This is a genomic window from Pacificoceanicola niger, from assembly GCF_048553275.1.
Classification (GTDB): Bacteria; Pseudomonadota; Alphaproteobacteria; order Rhodobacterales; family Rhodobacteraceae; genus Pacificoceanicola.
Window position 1 is genome coordinate 21,589 of record NZ_JBLZMW010000007.1, and the last position, 14,764, is coordinate 36,352.

General features: G+C 62.3%; 10 protein-coding genes. 1 reads left to right on the forward strand and 9 read right to left on the reverse strand.

The window, feature by feature from the left end:
• Positions 1-17 precede the first annotated feature (17 nt).
• From ACN2XU_RS10630 to ACN2XU_RS10640, 3 genes are read right to left on the reverse strand one after another with little or no spacing between them, the layout of a single operon-like run.
• Entirely contained in the window at positions 18-806 is a 789-nt protein-coding gene (locus ACN2XU_RS10630) for a transporter substrate-binding domain-containing protein (RefSeq protein WP_419410415.1), read from the reverse strand.
• A 23-nt stretch (positions 807-829) separates the two neighbouring features.
• The gene (locus tag ACN2XU_RS10635; RefSeq protein ID WP_419410416.1) at positions 830-1,543 is read right to left on the reverse strand and encodes an amino acid ABC transporter permease; all 714 of its coding nucleotides are present in this window, start codon (positions 1,541-1,543) and stop codon (positions 830-832) included.
• Complete coding sequence (locus ACN2XU_RS10640; protein ID WP_419410417.1) at positions 1,540-2,217, reverse strand: amino acid ABC transporter permease; 678 nt, start codon at positions 2,215-2,217, stop codon at positions 1,540-1,542. The genes ACN2XU_RS10635 and ACN2XU_RS10640 overlap by 4 nt, the downstream gene beginning before the upstream one ends.
• A 271-nt stretch (positions 2,218-2,488) precedes the next feature.
• Here ACN2XU_RS10640 and ACN2XU_RS10645 point away from each other — a divergent pair, with 271 nt between their 5' ends.
• Positions 2,489-3,724 (forward strand): AGE family epimerase/isomerase, encoded by a 1,236-nt coding sequence (locus ACN2XU_RS10645; protein WP_419410418.1) that lies wholly within the window; start codon positions 2,489-2,491, stop codon positions 3,722-3,724.
• Positions 3,725-3,734: 10 nt separating this feature from the next.
• On the opposite strand, the gene ACN2XU_RS10650 is transcribed toward ACN2XU_RS10645, so the two are convergent.
• The 6 genes from ACN2XU_RS10650 to ACN2XU_RS10675 all read right to left on the reverse strand — a co-directional run bounded on the left by ACN2XU_RS10650 (position 3,735) and on the right by ACN2XU_RS10675 (position 14,759).
• On the reverse strand, positions 3,735-4,613 hold the full coding sequence (locus ACN2XU_RS10650; RefSeq protein ID WP_419410419.1) for a transglutaminase family protein: 879 nt from the start codon (positions 4,611-4,613) through the stop codon (positions 3,735-3,737).
• Between the two features lie 4 nt (positions 4,614-4,617).
• Complete coding sequence (locus ACN2XU_RS10655) at positions 4,618-7,017, reverse strand: circularly permuted type 2 ATP-grasp protein (RefSeq protein ID WP_419410420.1); 2,400 nt, start codon at positions 7,015-7,017, stop codon at positions 4,618-4,620.
• 3 nt (positions 7,018-7,020) lie between these two features.
• The gene (locus ACN2XU_RS10660) at positions 7,021-10,368 is read right to left on the reverse strand and encodes a transglutaminase family protein (protein WP_419410421.1); all 3,348 of its coding nucleotides are present in this window, start codon (positions 10,366-10,368) and stop codon (positions 7,021-7,023) included.
• Positions 10,369-10,790: 422 nt separating this feature from the next.
• A complete protein-coding gene (locus ACN2XU_RS10665) occupies positions 10,791-11,936 on the reverse strand; it encodes an iron-containing alcohol dehydrogenase (protein ID WP_419410422.1) in 1,146 nt (381 codons plus the stop codon).
• Positions 11,933-13,315 (reverse strand): aldehyde dehydrogenase family protein, encoded by a 1,383-nt coding sequence (locus tag ACN2XU_RS10670; protein WP_419410423.1) that lies wholly within the window; start codon positions 13,313-13,315, stop codon positions 11,933-11,935. The genes ACN2XU_RS10665 and ACN2XU_RS10670 overlap by 4 nt, the downstream gene beginning before the upstream one ends.
• 94 nt (positions 13,316-13,409) lie before the next feature.
• Positions 13,410-14,759 carry a glutamine synthetase family protein gene (locus ACN2XU_RS10675; RefSeq protein ID WP_419410424.1) on the reverse strand — a complete coding sequence of 450 codons (1,350 nt, stop codon included), beginning with the start codon at positions 14,757-14,759 and terminating at the stop codon, positions 13,410-13,412.
• Between the last annotated feature and the right edge of the window lie 5 nt (positions 14,760-14,764).

Below are 14,764 nucleotides of genomic sequence, written 5' to 3' on the forward strand. Positions count from 1 at the left end.
TCGAGGTCTTCAGATATTCAGAAAGTCGGCAGCGGCGGCAACGGCTGGCCGAGCCATTTTTGCGAAATCTCGTCAAGCTCCCCACCCAGTTTTTTGTGCAAGATAAAGACGTTGACCCATTGCAGCAGATCATAGTTACCCTTCTTGACGCCAATGAACGCCGGGCTTTCCTTGATGATGAACTTGGTTTCCAGACCGATGTCCGGGTTGGCGTCGGTGATCTGCGCAGCCGCCGTGTTGCCGGACACAAGCACATCGACCTGCCCCGAGGTGAAGGCCGACAGGGTCGCTGCATTGTCACCAAAACGGATGATTTCGACACCCTCCGGGGCGGTCTTGGTCAGCTCCAGATCTTCGAGCGTCCCACCGGTCAGGCCGACTTTCATGCCGACCAGATCGTCGGGCGAGGAGATGGACTTGTCCGCGGTTGCAAAGGCGCCGGAGAAGAACGGCGCATAGGCCGCCGAGAACCAGATCGACTTGGCCCGCTCCGGGTTGGCCCCCATGACAGAGATCACGAGATCCACGCGGTCCGTTTCGAGGAAGGGAATGCGCTGCTTGGAGACCACGGGGACAAGCTCCAGCTCGACACCGAGGTTCTCCGCCACCAGCTTGGCCACATCCACGTCATAGCCTTCGTGCTCGCCTTCCATGCTCAGCGCGCCGAACGGCGGAAAGCTTTCGGGCACGGCGATCTTGATCACGCCCGCTTCAAGGATATCCGTCAGGTCCGCTTGCGCCGGCGCGGCCAGCGGCAAGGTCAGGGCCAGCGCGGCCACAAGGGATTTGAGCTTTGTTTTTAACATCGTGTTCTCCTCTGTTGGGTTTGTCATGCAGCCGCTGGCGCGACTGTTTCCTTGTTCTTGATCGTCCCGAGACGCTTTTCGAGATGCCGCGACCACAGCGTCAGCGGGTAGCACAGCGCGAAATAGATCAGCGCCATCAGCGGGAAGATGACGAAAGGCTCCGACCCATCGACCGGCGCATTCGCCCAGCGTTTGCCGATGGCCATGAGATCGTGGAACCCGATTATATAGGCCAGCGACGTGCCCTTGATGATCTGCACCATGAAGCCAACGGTGGGCGCGAGGGCGACCCGAAACGCCTGTGGCAGGATCACGAGCCGGAGCGTCTGCAGAAAGGTCAGGCCAATGGACCGCGCGCCTTCCCACTGCCCCTCCGGCACGCTTTCAACAGCGCCGCGCCACACATCCGACAGATAGGCCGAGGCATAGATCACCAGGGACACCACCGCCGCCGTCCAGGGATTGACGTCGATATCGAGTAGGCGCGGCACGCCCAGACCTGTCAGGAACAGCATCATCAGCAGCGGTGTGGACTGGAACAGCCAAATGTAGCTCACCGAGATCCGCTTGAGGCTGCGCACGGGCGCAATCCGCATCAAGGTGATCATCGCACCGATCAGCCCGCCGCCCAGAAAGGCGATCAAAGACAGGTAGATCGTGTACTGCGTCGCATCGAGCAGCTGAAACAGGATGATGCCTTCGGGTTTGCCGAGCAGGCTGACGAAAAGATCCTTCATCGCGCGGTCTTCCAGCGGAAGGCGCGCCGTTCAAGCAGGCTCATGGCCGCCTTGAAAGCCAGCGATATCAGGATGTAGAGCACGGTCAGAGTGATAAACACTTCGAACGACCGGAACGTGCGACTGTCGATAAACAGCCCGGCATAGGTCAGATCCCGCACCCCGATTTCCGAGATGACACCTGTGGTCAGGAACAGAAAGATGAACTGTGAATTGAGCGAGGCGAACATCTGCGCCACCGACTGCGGCATGATGATCCGGAAAAACCGCACCGTCCGGCCGATGCCGAGTGCCTTGGCCGCGTCATGCTGGCCATCATCCACGGTCTGGAAGCCCGCACGCAGGATCTCCGCGAAGTAGGCCGAGAAGTTCAACGTCAAGGCCAGCACGGCATGGGCCCAGAATGGCCAGACATACCCCAAGAGCTGCGGCAGGCCGAAAGCAACAAAGAAAAGCTGCACGATAAGCGGCGTGTTGCGGATGAAATCCACATACCCCGCCGCGATCCAGCGCAGCACCGGAACCCGTTCATAGCGCGCAAAGGCAAGACCGCAGGCAAAGACAAAACCAAGCACCGCCCCCGCGAGGGTCACGCCCGCGCTTGTCATAACGCCCTCTGCCAGCAGCCAGAGATAATCTGCGTTCCGGTAAATTTCGAAAAATCTCAGTTCCAATGATCCGCCCCGTGTTCGCGTTCGGATGCTTCCGGACCAGCCCGGCAGGAAACAAGAAGGGCCAAGGCACACCGGGATGAGATACCGGAAGCTGATCATTTTTCGTGCATCCACGCGCCGAATGCACAAAATTCAAGCGCTTGAAGGGCGCTGCTTTAAGATCGGCGGCAAAATCCGCCGGGCCCAAACCGCGCCCGGACGGACCCGGACTGCAGCTTGTGATCCTGCACCGATTGGGTCAGGCTTGGCGCGAACAGGGAGTGAGACCACAATGCCAGCGCCATTAGCCGCCGACGGAGCCGCCGATTGGCTCTCCGATACAACACACCGCCGATGGCTCGCCGATGACGCCCGGCGCCAGTTCGCGTTTTTTCTGGCCAGCGTCGGTACTGAGCCGGGCTTTCATACGCTCGACTTCGATGGCAATCCCCTGCCCGATACGGTGCAGGAGCTGCATACAACCACACGCCTGATTCATTCCTACGCGCTTGGAATGCTCGGCGGACTGCGCGATTGCGAGGCGGTCGTCGATCAGGGCATGCGCTATCTGGCCAGCCATCATCACGACGCGGACCACGGCGGATACGTGTGGGCGATGGACGGAGATCGCATCGCGGATGGTCGCAAGCTGGCCTATGGCCATGTGTTCGTCCTGCTCGCAGGGGCCAGCGCGAAAATGACCGGACATCCGGACGCGGACGCCCTGATCGACGACGTGACAGCCGTGCTGGAGCGGCATTTCTGGGAGGAGGGGCCGGGCCTTTTTGCGGACGAATGGAACCGCGATTGGACGCCGTTTTCCAACTATCGTGGCATGAACGCCAACATGCACGGGACGGAGGCGCTGCTCGCGGCTTACGAAGCCACGGGCCGCGAACACTACCTGGAGAAGGCTGGGCGCATTCTGGATTTCTTCCTGAACACGATGGCGCCGCAGACCCATGACCGGCTCCCCGAGCATTACCATGCGGATTGGACCGTGGACCGGGATTACTCAGAGAATCCGATGTTCCGCCCCGCCGGAACCACGCCGGGCCATTCGTTCGAATTCTCCCGGCTACTGCTGCAACATTGGGATCTGAGCGGGCGCCCCGACAACAACGCGCCACAAACCGCGCGCGCGGTGGCTTACCGCGCGCTTGAGGATGCGTGGCGGGAAGATGGCGGGATGATCTACACGCTCGACTGGGCCGGCAGCCCCGCGATCACGGACCGGTACTGGTGGCCCGTGACAGAGGCGATCGGGGTCCTCGCCTCATTTCTCAAACTTGATCCCAGGCCGGAGGACGAGGCGTGGTATCGCAAGCTCTGGCAGTTCGCGGACGCCCATTTCATAGACCACAAAAACGGCGGCTGGTTCCCGGAGCTCGATGAGAGCGGCACGCCAACCGGACGCCAATTCCACGGTAAACCCGACATTTACCACGCGCTGCAAGCGGATCTGTTTCCGCTGACCCGAGGCCTGTCGCGCTACGCAGAAACGCTCCCGGATCTTGGCTCCGTCTAGGGTGGCCCCCCTATTCGACCGGGATCACGTCGACCGCCTGCTGATTCTGCGATCCCCCGGAGGAGCGCAGGTGGCCGACAACCGGGCTTATGTCGGCATAGTCACGGCCATGCCCAAGCACTATGTGGTCCTGCCCGACGAACGTCGCGTTCGTCGGGTCGTATTCGATCCAGCCCTGCTCCATCCCGCACCACGCCCGCACCCAGGCATGCATGGCGTCCGCTCCTTCAAGCCGCTCCTGCCCCGGCGGCGGAACGGTCCGGATGAAGCCGCTGACATAGCCGGCCGGTATACCAAGCGAGCGCAGCGCGAGGATCATGATATGCGTATAGTCCTGGCAAACCCCGCGCCCCAGCAAGAAGGCGTCGCGCGGGTCCGTCCGCACCGTCGTTGCCTCTGCATCAAAGGTCATCCGCTCGTGCAGCGCCTCCCCGATGCTCTTGACCGCCGCAGCGGAGCTTTCTCCGGCACGCACCGCGTTTTTGGCGAAGTCGGATATTTCGGAGCTTGGCATCAGGCGCTGTGACGGTCCGAGAAAGTGCACCGGCGAGCCGGGCGTGAGATCGCGCAGCTCGGAGACCTGCCGTAGCAAGTCAACGCGTTCGGCAGAGACGTCCAGCAGGCTCTGAACCGGCAGTACCTCGACACGGCACGACATGCTGATCGCCATTTCGTCATGCGGTTCGAGATGCGACACCGTGGCAACCATATTTCCAAAGAAATCGAGACTGTCACCGCGTTCGTCAGGTTTCGGCGACACATCGAGCAGCACCGCCAAAACGCGCTGCCGCCCCGGGATCGTCCCGGGCAAGACACGCAGCAAATGCCGACTGTTGCCAGCCGGGGCTTCGTAACGGTGGGTGATCTTCAGGCGAATGTCGTACAGCATGGCCCTACACCAGATGCGCCGCACTCAGGGCGTCCGACAGATCCCAGATGTCCTGCCGGACCCGCAAAAGCATCTTGGGTGTCAGATCATCCACATGGTGCACCGCAAGGAAGGTTTCAAGCGTCAGCGCGCGGCGGGCCACGTCCGTCAGCACGTGGCTTGCGCCATGGCCGGGCAATTCCTCGATATGCCTTCGCGCGCGGGCCACGTGATAGCGGATCGAACGCGGGTTCTGATCGTCGATCCCAAGGATATCCAACACCGAAAGCCGGTTGGCCATGATGGAGAACCGCGCCCGGTGCGCGATCACGCTGTCTCCGATTTCCAACGCGAGGTCCAGGCTGCCTTCCGGCGCCTCCCGCGAGGTCAGACAGGCCATGACGTGGCACATGTTCGATGCCCGTTCGAGCGAGATGCCAAGGCTCAAGAAACGCCAGCCGTCGGTGCGGTACATGTTTTCATGCACCAGCCCGGCAAATCCGGAAACCTGCCGCAGCAACGCGCTGATCTCACGCGGAATTTCATCCACGTTGGCGCCACGCGTCTCAAAGGCATGGGCATCTTCGACAAGCGCGCGCAGCGCCATCATGCCGTCGGGCGAGAACCGGTCGCCGACCTTCGAAGCCGCCTGCAAGGCCTGCTGCAGCGGCGCCCGGCACCAATCGGCAATGGCATCGAGTCCCGGCTCCACCCCGGCCATGAGCTTTTCGCGCTGAAAGGCCGGGAACCGCGACGTATGCGGCACGCCTTCGCTCAGCCGGGCATAGTAGCCCCGCACCAACCGCAGGTTCAGCTCCGCCCGCTCGACATAGCGGCCCAGCCAGAACAGGTTTTCCGCAGCGCGGCTTGGCAAGGCGGCGCGCTCGGCACTGCGCACGGCGTCAGATGTGGTGCTGTCCAGAAGGCTCGACTTCTGAACCGGTTCGTCGCTGACGATCCAGACATCCGCCACCTTGCCGCCGCGTTGCATTGCAAAGGCTTTCGCATCCTGACCGGCACTGACGCGGGCGTAGCCACCGGGCATGACCTCCCAGCCCTTGGCCGTGCGCCCGAGAAAAATCCGGATGCACACGGGACGCGGCGCCAGCCCGCCCTGTTCCCATGTCGGCGTCGTCGACAGGGTAATCGCTTCCTGACCAACCAGTTCGCGCCCGCGGCTGCGCAGCAGGGCGGCGATGTTTTCCGCTTGAGGCGTGTCGAGTTCGGATGTGAGGATCGTCGTCCCCTGATCCGACATCAGCGGAACCGTCGAAAAGGCCGAGCCAATCATCATCCGGTCGCGATGTACGATGACATGCTCGCGCTCCACATCGCCGCCGCACCACCATGTGGCAATGTTGGGAATACGCAGCTCCTTGGCAAGTGTGGAGCGCGCGATCTGCGGCAGGAACGCCATGAGCGCGCGGGTTTCCAACACGCCGGAGCCGATGGCGTTGAGCGTCTTCAGGCCCTGCGTCCGCACCGCCTCAAGCAGACCCGGAGTTCCAATGAGCGATCCGGGATCCAGTTCGAGCGGGTCGACCATGCCGCTCGGCACCCGGTTCCAAAGCAGGCTGATCGGTTTCGGACCGTCAATCGTGCGCACAAGGGCCTTGCCGTTCTGAACGATCAGGTCTTCGCCTTCGAGCAGCAACAGCCCGAGATAGCGGGCGATATAGGCGTGTTCGGCATAGTTCTGATGCATCGGGCCGGGCGTCAGCACGGCGATCTGGCCCTCGCTGCTGCGGCCACGCAGGTTGAACAGATTTTGCTGGAACGCCTGAAAGAACCCGGCGAGCCTGTGAATATTCGAGCGGGAGAAGAAGTTGGGAAAGACCCGCCCCATGGCGACCCGGTTCTCGATGGCAAAGCCGGCGGTCGACGGCGCCTCGACCAGATCGCTGATCACCCACCACTTGCCATCCGGACCACGGCCCAATTCGAAAGACAGAAAGTTGAGGAAGTTGCCATCGCGCGGCTTCACCCCGATCATCGGTCGCAGCCACGCCGGATTCTGGCTCAGAATAGCCGCCGGAAGCTGCCCGGAGGATACCAGCGTATTGGCCCCGTAGACATCGCGCGCCACGAATTCCAAAAGCTCCGCCCGCTCGACCAGCCCGGCGGAAATCTCCTGCCACTCCGTTTCGTCGAGAAGTACGGGAATATGGCTCAGTGGCCACTCCCGTTCGGTCGACAACGCATCGTCATACTGCCGAAACAGGATACCCGCATCGCGAAGATATTGATCCCCCCGGGCAAAGCGGTTCTCCAACTGAGCGGCGCCCAGGCTGCTGATATGGTTGATGAAAGAAACCCAGGCGGGCCGGACGCGGCCATCCGCATCCAGCATCTCGTCCGACACACCCATTTGCCGTGCATAGGCCTTGAGCAATTCGGAAGGGACGGTCCGCTCAGATTTCTGCATCGCTCAGAGCCCCGGACGCCTTCTGAGGTCCAGCGTCATCGGAAATTCCGGATGCGTCGTCTCGCGTGGCGGCTCGAAGGCGCCGGGCGTATGCCCAAACGCCTCGAAACGGCTGAGCCTGCGCGCCTCTGCTTCGTTGCCATTGACCGGGAAGGTATCGAAATTCCGACCGCCCGGATGCGCGACGTGATACCGGCAGCCTCCAATGGACCGGCCCGTCCAGGTGTCATAGATGTCAAAGGTCAGCGGCGCGTCCACCTCAAGCACCGGATGCAGCGACATTGGCGGCTTCCACGCTTTGTAGCGCACCGCGCCCACACGCTCGCCGGTTGTTGCCGTCCTGTGCAGCGGCACGCGGCGGCCGTTCGCCGTCACGACATAGCGTTCGGGATTGGCGGTTTCGAGCCGGACCTGAAGCCGCTCGACCGAGCTGTCGGTATAGCGCACGGTGCCCCCGATTGCGCCGGTCTCCCCCATGACGTGCCACGGCTCCAGAGCCTGCCGGATTTCCAGCGTCGCCCCCTCGTAAGTGACCTCGCCACAAAACGGAAAGCGGAACTCGGCCTGCGCCTTGAACCAATCGGCCTCCATCGGCAGATCATGCGCGCGCAGGTCTTCCAGCACATCAAGGAAATCTTCCCAGATGAACGCCGGAAGCATGAACCGGTCGTGCAGCGTGGTCCCCCAGCGCGTCAAGCTGTTGCTGATCGGATCTTCCCAGCAGCGCAGAATGATCGCCCGGATCAGGAGCTGCTGAGCCAGGCTCATGCGCGGGTTCGGCGGCATTTCAAAGCCACGGAATTCCACAAGGCCAAGCCGCCCGGTCGGGCCGTCCGGCGAATACAGCTTGTCGATGCAGATCTCCGTGCGGTGCGTGTTGCCCGTCACGTCGATCAGCGAATTGCGCAGCAGACGATCCGTCAGCCACGGCGGCGGCACATGCCCCTGCTCCGGCGGCCAGATCTGGTCGAGCGCGATTTCCAGTTCATAGAGCTGATCATGCCGCGCCTCGTCGATGCGCGGTGCCTGTGATGTCGGCCCGACAAAGGTGCCGGAAAACAGGTAGGAGAGGCTTGGATGCCGTTGCCAGAACAGGATCAGGCTCTTGAGCAGGTCGGGGCGGCGCAGAAACGGACTGTCGATCGGCGTTGCGCCGCCGACCACAACATGGTTGCCACCGCCGGTGCCGGTGTGCCGCCCGTCGATCATGAACTTGTCCGCGCCCAGACGGGTCTGCCGCGCCTCTTCATAGACGGTCTCGGTGGTCTGAACGCACTCCGCCCAGCTCGATGCCGGATGAATGTTGACCTCCAGAACGCCCGGGTCGGGCGCAACGCGGATGACCTCGACGCGCGGGTCATGGGGCGGGGCATAGCCTTCGATCATCACCTTGCGCCCGATCCGCTTGGCCGCCCGTTCGACCGCCTCGATCAGTTCGAGATAGTCTTCCAGCGCCTCCACCGGCGGCAGGAAGACGCACAGACGTCCATCGCGTGGCTCGACCGAAATCGCGGTGCGCACATAGCCGTCGATGTCGGGCTTGAAGCTTTGCGCCATGATTGTTTGTCCGGCGGTGTCGTCCGTCCGGCTCGATACCGCCTGATCGCGATCCGGCGTCTGCGCGGCATCGTGGTCTTCTTCGTCCTTCAGCCACGTTTCGGGGAGCGGGTCGCGCGCCACCGTCGGATCCTGCGGATTGATGAAAGGGTATTGCGCGGCGGGCACATGCGACAGGCTGCCAAGCGGCAGACGATAGCCCACCGGGCTGTCCCCGGCGACAAGAAAGACCTTGCCCCGGCGCAGCTTCCAGACCTCCGAAAGCCATGTCTTCCTGGCCGCGCTCTGCCAGCGTTGAACCGGCAGCACATAGCCCGCAGCGGTGGTCAAACCGCGCTCGAACACACGCGCGATCCGGGCCCGCTCCTCGGGGTCCTTCAGCTTGCTGTTGTCCGGCGTCACATTCTCCGGAAGGTTGCCTTCCCGGATGATCCAGTCCGCCGGATCCTCGAAGGCCGGCATCACATTCTCGTTCGAAACCTCCAGCGCGTCGGCAATACCCTTGAGCAGCGCTTCGGCGTCTTCGGGACCGACATCTTCACGCGTGTCCTCTCTCGCCAACAGGTTCTGATCGCGCCAGATCGGCTTGCCGTCCTTGCGCCAGTACAGGGAGAAGGTCCAACGCGGCAAGGTCTCGCCCGGATACCATTTCCCCTGCCCATAATGCAGCAGCCCGCCTCCCGCGAACTTGTCGTCGAGACGCCGGATCAAACTGTCGGCCAGCACACGTTTTGTCGGGCCAACCGCGTCGGAATTCCACTCGCTGCTTTCGAAGTCATCAATGGAGACAAAGGTCGGCTCGCCGCCCATGGTCAACCGGACGTCCCCGGCCTCTAGCCGCTTGTCCACCGCATGTCCCAGCGCATTCAGCGCCTCCCAGGAGGCATCGGAGAATGGCTTGGTGATGCGCGGATGCTCGGCGGTGCGCATCACCTGCATGTCGAAGGAAAAGTCCACCTCGGCATAGCTTGCCACCCCCGAGATCGGCGCGGCGGTGCGGTAATGCGGCGTCGCAGCCAGCGGAATGTGGCTTTCTCCCGCAAAGAGGCCGGACGTCGGATCAAGCCCGACCCAACCCGCACCCGGCAGGAACACCTCGACCCAGGCATGCAGGTCGGTGAAATCGTGATCGGTGCCGGACGGGCCATCCAGAGCCTGCAAATCGGGCTTGAGCTGGATCAGGTAGCCGGACACAAAGCGGGCCGCGAGGCCGAGATTGCGCAGGGTCTGAACCAGAAGCCAGCTGCTGTCCCGGCAGGATCCGGCCGCCCGGCCCAGCGTTTCCTCCGGCGTCTGCACGCCCGGCTCCATCCGGATTTCGTAGGTGATTTCCTTTTCGACCATCGCGTTCAGAGCAACAAGGAAATCCACCGTCGGCGTCGGCTCACGCGGGATTTTCCTGAGGAACCCCTCAAGCAAGGGGCCCACCGGCTCCTTCACAAGATAGATGCTCAGATCTTCCTTGATCTCATCGCCATATGTGAAGGGGATCTTCGTGGCGTGGTCTTCGATGAAGAAATCGAAGGGGTTATAGACCGACATGTCGGCTACCAGGTCAACCTCGATCTTGAACTCCGTCACCGGCTCGGGAAAGACAAACCGCGCCAGCCAGTTGCCATAGGGGTCCTGCTGGTGGTTGACGAAATGCCCTTCGGGCGAGACCTTGAGCGCGTGCGAGATCACCCGTGTGCGCGAGTGGGGCGCCGGCCTCAGCCGGATCACCTGCGGCCCGAGTGTGACCGGACGGTCATACTTGTAGTGCGTCAGGTGATAGATGCTGGCCGTGATCGACATGAGTATCTTTCGCTGTTTTGAGGTGCCCGCAAGCATGGCGAGTTTGCCGCGACGCAGCAAGGGGCGTTAGGGAATTCAGCCGGACAGGCGATGTAGAATTACAGCGTTTGCCCGATAGAAGCGCAGTGATACGGCGGGTGTATCACATCCCCCAAGGCAGGGCAGGCCCTTGCCGAAAACCCTCTGTGACATTCGTGATCTCGACGCGGGCAACGGGCTTGCCGGGCCGCTGGCGCGCGGGGTCTTCTGTCTCCCCCACGTCCTGGACGCGGATGCGGCAAGGGGACCGGAACAAAGGTCCAATGCGCCGCTCTAATCGCCGGACCTGCACGGGGCGGAAGCCAACCGTGGACTATAAAAAAAATGGTACGATTTCTGCGCGAAATCGTACCATTCCTGACCTGAGGCCTTTTTGCGACGGATCAGATCACCGCTTCGAACAACGCCTTCACGTTGGCCTCGGTCAGCTCAACCGGATTGCCGCCGCAGGACGGATCGGCCAGCGCCATCGGCACCAGCTCGTCGATCCGGTCGGCCGTGGCCCCCATCTCCGACAGTTTCGCCGGAATGGCAAAGCTGTCGTTGAAGTCCTGCACAAAGCGGCGGAAACCATCGAAGCCGCCGTCCACCCCAATGTAGGACGCTGCGCGGTCAAACCGATCCGCGATCTTCGGCGCGTTCAGTTCCAGAACGGCGGGCATACAGACCGCGTTGGTGGTACCGTGATGGGTGTTGAAGACGGCTCCGATCGGATGCGACAGCGCATGGATCGCGCCAAGCCCCTTCTGGAACGCTGTCGCGCCCATGGCCGCCGCGCTCATCATCTGGGCGCGCGCCTCAAGGTCGCTCCCGTCGGCATAGGCGCGCGGCAGATACTCGACCACCAACCGCATGCCTTCCAGCGCAATGCCCTGGCTCATCGGGTGATAGAACGGGCTGCTGAAGGCTTCCACGCAGTGGGCAAAAGCATCCAGACCGGTCCCGGCAGTGATGAATTTCGGCATCCCGACCGTCAGTTCGGGATCACAGATTACCACGCTCGGCAGCACCTTGGGGTGGAAGATGATCTTCTTCACATGGGTTTCGGAGTTTGTGATGACGCTGGCGCGCCCCACTTCCGATCCGGTTCCGGCGGTTGTCGGCACGGCCACGATGGGCGCAATCGCATCGGCGTCGGCACGGCTCCACCAGTCGCCGATATCCTCGAAATCCCAGACCGGCCGCGTCTGCCCGGCCATGAAGGCAACCATTTTTCCGAGATCCAGACCGGAACCACCGCCAAAGGCGATCACCCCGTCATGCCCGCCATCGCGATAGGCGGCGACACCGGCTTCGAGATTCTTTTCGTTCGGGTTCGGATCGACATCGGCAAACAAGGCCCGCCCCAATCCGGCCGTCTCCAGAATATCCAGCGTCTGATCGGTGATCGGCAGATCGGCCAGCCCCTTGTCCGTGACAAGCAGGGGCCGTGTGATCCCCGCCTGCGCGCAGGCGCCGGGCAGTTCGGCAATGCGCCCCGCCCCGAATTTCACAGCTGTCGGATAAGACCAGTTTCCTGTCAGGTTCATTTGGTCACCTTCTTGAGATGGTAGGATTTTGGACGCGTCAAGTTGTGGTAGCCAATCAGCGAAAGGCCCCCGCCGCGCCCCGTGTTCTTGCAGCCGGTCCAGCAAAGACCCGGATCAAGGTAATCGGCCCGGTTCATGAAAACCGTGCCGGTTTCGATCTGATCGCCGACGCGCTGCGCCCGGTCGATGTCAGCCGTCCAAAGGCTCGCCGTCAGACCAAATTCGCTGTCGTTCATCAGGGCGATCGCTTCGGCGTCATCCTTCACCGGCATGATGCCCACGACCGGACCAAAGCTCTCGTCGCGCATCACCCGCATGGTGTGGTCGACCCCTGTCAGGATCTGCGGCGTCAGATAGGCGCCCCCATCGTCCTCCGAAAAGGTCTCGATATGGGCGGTGGCGCCAGCTTCGACAGCTTCGGCGATCTGTGCGCGCACTTCGGCGGCAAAGCGGACATTGGCCATCGGGCCGATGGTCGTCGCTTGCTCCAGAGGATTGCCCAGCTTGTACCCGCGCACCACTGCCAGCGCCTTTTCGAGGAACGTGTCGAAGAGGCTCTCATGGACATAGATCCGTTCGATCCCACAGCAGCACTGGCCCGAGTTGAACATCGCCCCGTCAATCAGCGTATCGACCGCCGCATCAACGTCCGCGTCCTCCATCACATAGCCCGGATCCTTGCCGCCAAGCTCTGTCGCCACGCCGGTGAATGTGCCAGCCGCCGCGCGCTCCATCTGCTGACCGCCACCGACGGAGCCCGTGAAGTTGACGAAATCAAAGGCATTGCCGGCAATCAACGCCGATGTCGTGTCATGGTCGAGGAAGATATTGTCGAACACTTCCGCCGGAACGCCCGCCGCGTGGAACGCCGCCGCCATCCGCTCGCCCACGAGCAGGGTCTGGGTTGCGTGTTTGAGCAGCACGACATTGCCCGCGATCAACGCCGGGGCAACCGTGTTGATCGCCGTCATGTAGGGATAGTTCCACGGCGCCACGACAAAGACCACGCCATGCGGCACCCGCTTGATATAGCGTTTGAAGGTCTCGTCCTCACCGACCTGCAGATCGGCCAGACCCTCGGCGGCAATCGCCGCCATATGGCTTGCACGCTCGTTGAAGCCGCCGAACTCGCCGCCAAAGCGGACGGGGCGGCCCATCATATGCGCCAGCTCCGGCACGATTTCGTCATTCATCGCGCCAACCGCCGCAACGCCCGCCATCACCAGGTCAATGCGTTCCTGCAACGGGCGCGCGGCCCATGCCGCCTGCGCCGTGCGCATGTCCGCAATCTTGTCGCGGGCCGCGTCAAGCGCCATCACCTCACGCGATGCGTAAACCGATCCGTCGATCGGCGAGATACAGTCCAATGTCCGGCTCATCGCCAAACCTCCACGTCTCAGAGGCCGCGCCTCTGTTTTTTCTTGGTCAAAATATTCCGGCACACGCGGGGCCGCGCCCCGCGCGCCAGATCTCTTACGCCCGCTCGAACCCGCGGGCGATTTCCCAGTCGGTCACCACCCGCGCGAACTCTTCGAGTTCGACTTCGGCGGCGCGACAGTAATGGTCGATTACCTCGTGCCCGAAAGCCGCGCGCATCACCGACGATTCCTGCAGGGCCGCCCGCGCCGAATCGAGATTGCCCGGGATCATCCCCGTCGCCCCCTTGTACACGTCGCCCACGGTCGGTTCTTCCAGCGTCAGCTCCTCTTCGATCCCGGCAATCCCGGCGGCCAGCATCGAAGCCATGGCCAGATAGGGGTTGATGTCGGAGCCACCGACCCGGCATTCGATCCGAACCGCCTTGGTGCCATTGCCGCACAAACGGAAACCGGCGGTGCGGTTGTCCACCGACCAGATGATCCGCGTCGGGGCAAAGGTGCCCTTCATGAACCGCTTGTAGCTGTTTATGTAGGGCGCGAGGAAATAGGTGTAATCAGGCGCGTATTTAAGCAGACCGGCCACGTAGTGCTTCATGAGCGTGCTCATCCCAAGCGCATCGTCGGCATCAAAGAACGCCGGCGCGCCTTCCTTCCAGAGCGATTGATGCACGTGGCTGGAGCTGCCCACGCGATCCTGGTGCCATTTCGGCAGGAAGCTTGCCGCATGGCCATTCTGCCATGCGATTTCCTTCACCGCATGTTTGGCGATCGTGTGGTAATCCGCCGTGTCCAGAGCCTGCGCATATTTGATATTGAGCTCTTCCTGACCGGCCTCCGCCTCGCCCTTGGTGTTTTCGACCGGGATGCCCGCGTTCCAAAGGTGATTGCGGATCGGGCGCATCACGTGCTCTTCCTTGGTGGTCTGGAAGATATGGTAGTCTTCGTTATAGCCGCTGATCGGGGTCAGATCGCGGAAACCGCCCTTGCGGATTTCCTCAAAGCTCTTCTCGAAAAGGAAAAATTCCAGCTCTGTCGCCATCATCGCATCAAAGCCCAACGCCTTGAGCCTGGCGACCTGGCTTTTCAGCATCTGGCGCGGGGAATGCGGCACCGGCTCATGGCTGTGATGATCGAGCACGTCGCACAGAACCAGCGCCGTGCCTTCCAGCCAAGGCACCGGACGCAGGGTCTCCAGATCCGGCTTCATGATGTAATCGCCGTAGCCGTTTTCCCAGGAGGTCGCCTTGTAACCCTCGGGCGTCGCCATCTCCAGATCGGTGGCCAGCAGATAATTGCAGCAATGGGTTTCTTCCCAGGCGCTTGCCACGAAATGGCCTGCGTGGAACCGCTTGCCCATGAGGCGGCCCTGCATGTCCACGATGCAGGCCAGTACGGTGTCGATCTCGCCTGCGGTCACCGCCGTCTTGAGCTCTTCGAATGTCATCCCGA

Bases quoted from the DNA above. Each gene is read 5' to 3' on its own strand.
- ACN2XU_RS10670 (WP_419410423.1), bottom strand. From the start codon at position 13,315: ATGAGCCGGACATTGGACTGTATCTCGCCGATCGACGGATCGGTTTAC.
- ACN2XU_RS10655 (WP_419410420.1), bottom strand. From the start codon at position 7,017: ATGCAGAAATCTGAGCGGACCGTCCCTTCCGAATTGCTCAAGGCCTAT.
- ACN2XU_RS10650 (WP_419410419.1), bottom strand. From the start codon at position 4,613: ATGCTGTACGACATTCGCCTGAAGATCACCCACCGTTACGAAGCCCCG.
- ACN2XU_RS10665 (WP_419410422.1), bottom strand. From the start codon at position 11,936: ATGAACCTGACAGGAAACTGGTCTTATCCGACAGCTGTGAAATTCGGG.
- ACN2XU_RS10635 (WP_419410416.1), bottom strand. From the start codon at position 1,543: ATGAAGGATCTTTTCGTCAGCCTGCTCGGCAAACCCGAAGGCATCATC.
- ACN2XU_RS10660 (WP_419410421.1), bottom strand. From the start codon at position 10,368: ATGTCGATCACGGCCAGCATCTATCACCTGACGCACTACAAGTATGAC.
- ACN2XU_RS10675 (WP_419410424.1), bottom strand. From the start codon at position 14,759: ATGACATTCGAAGAGCTCAAGACGGCGGTGACCGCAGGCGAGATCGAC.
- ACN2XU_RS10630 (WP_419410415.1), bottom strand. From the start codon at position 806: ATGTTAAAAACAAAGCTCAAATCCCTTGTGGCCGCGCTGGCCCTGACC.
- ACN2XU_RS10645 (WP_419410418.1), top strand. From the start codon at position 2,489: ATGCCAGCGCCATTAGCCGCCGACGGAGCCGCCGATTGGCTCTCCGAT.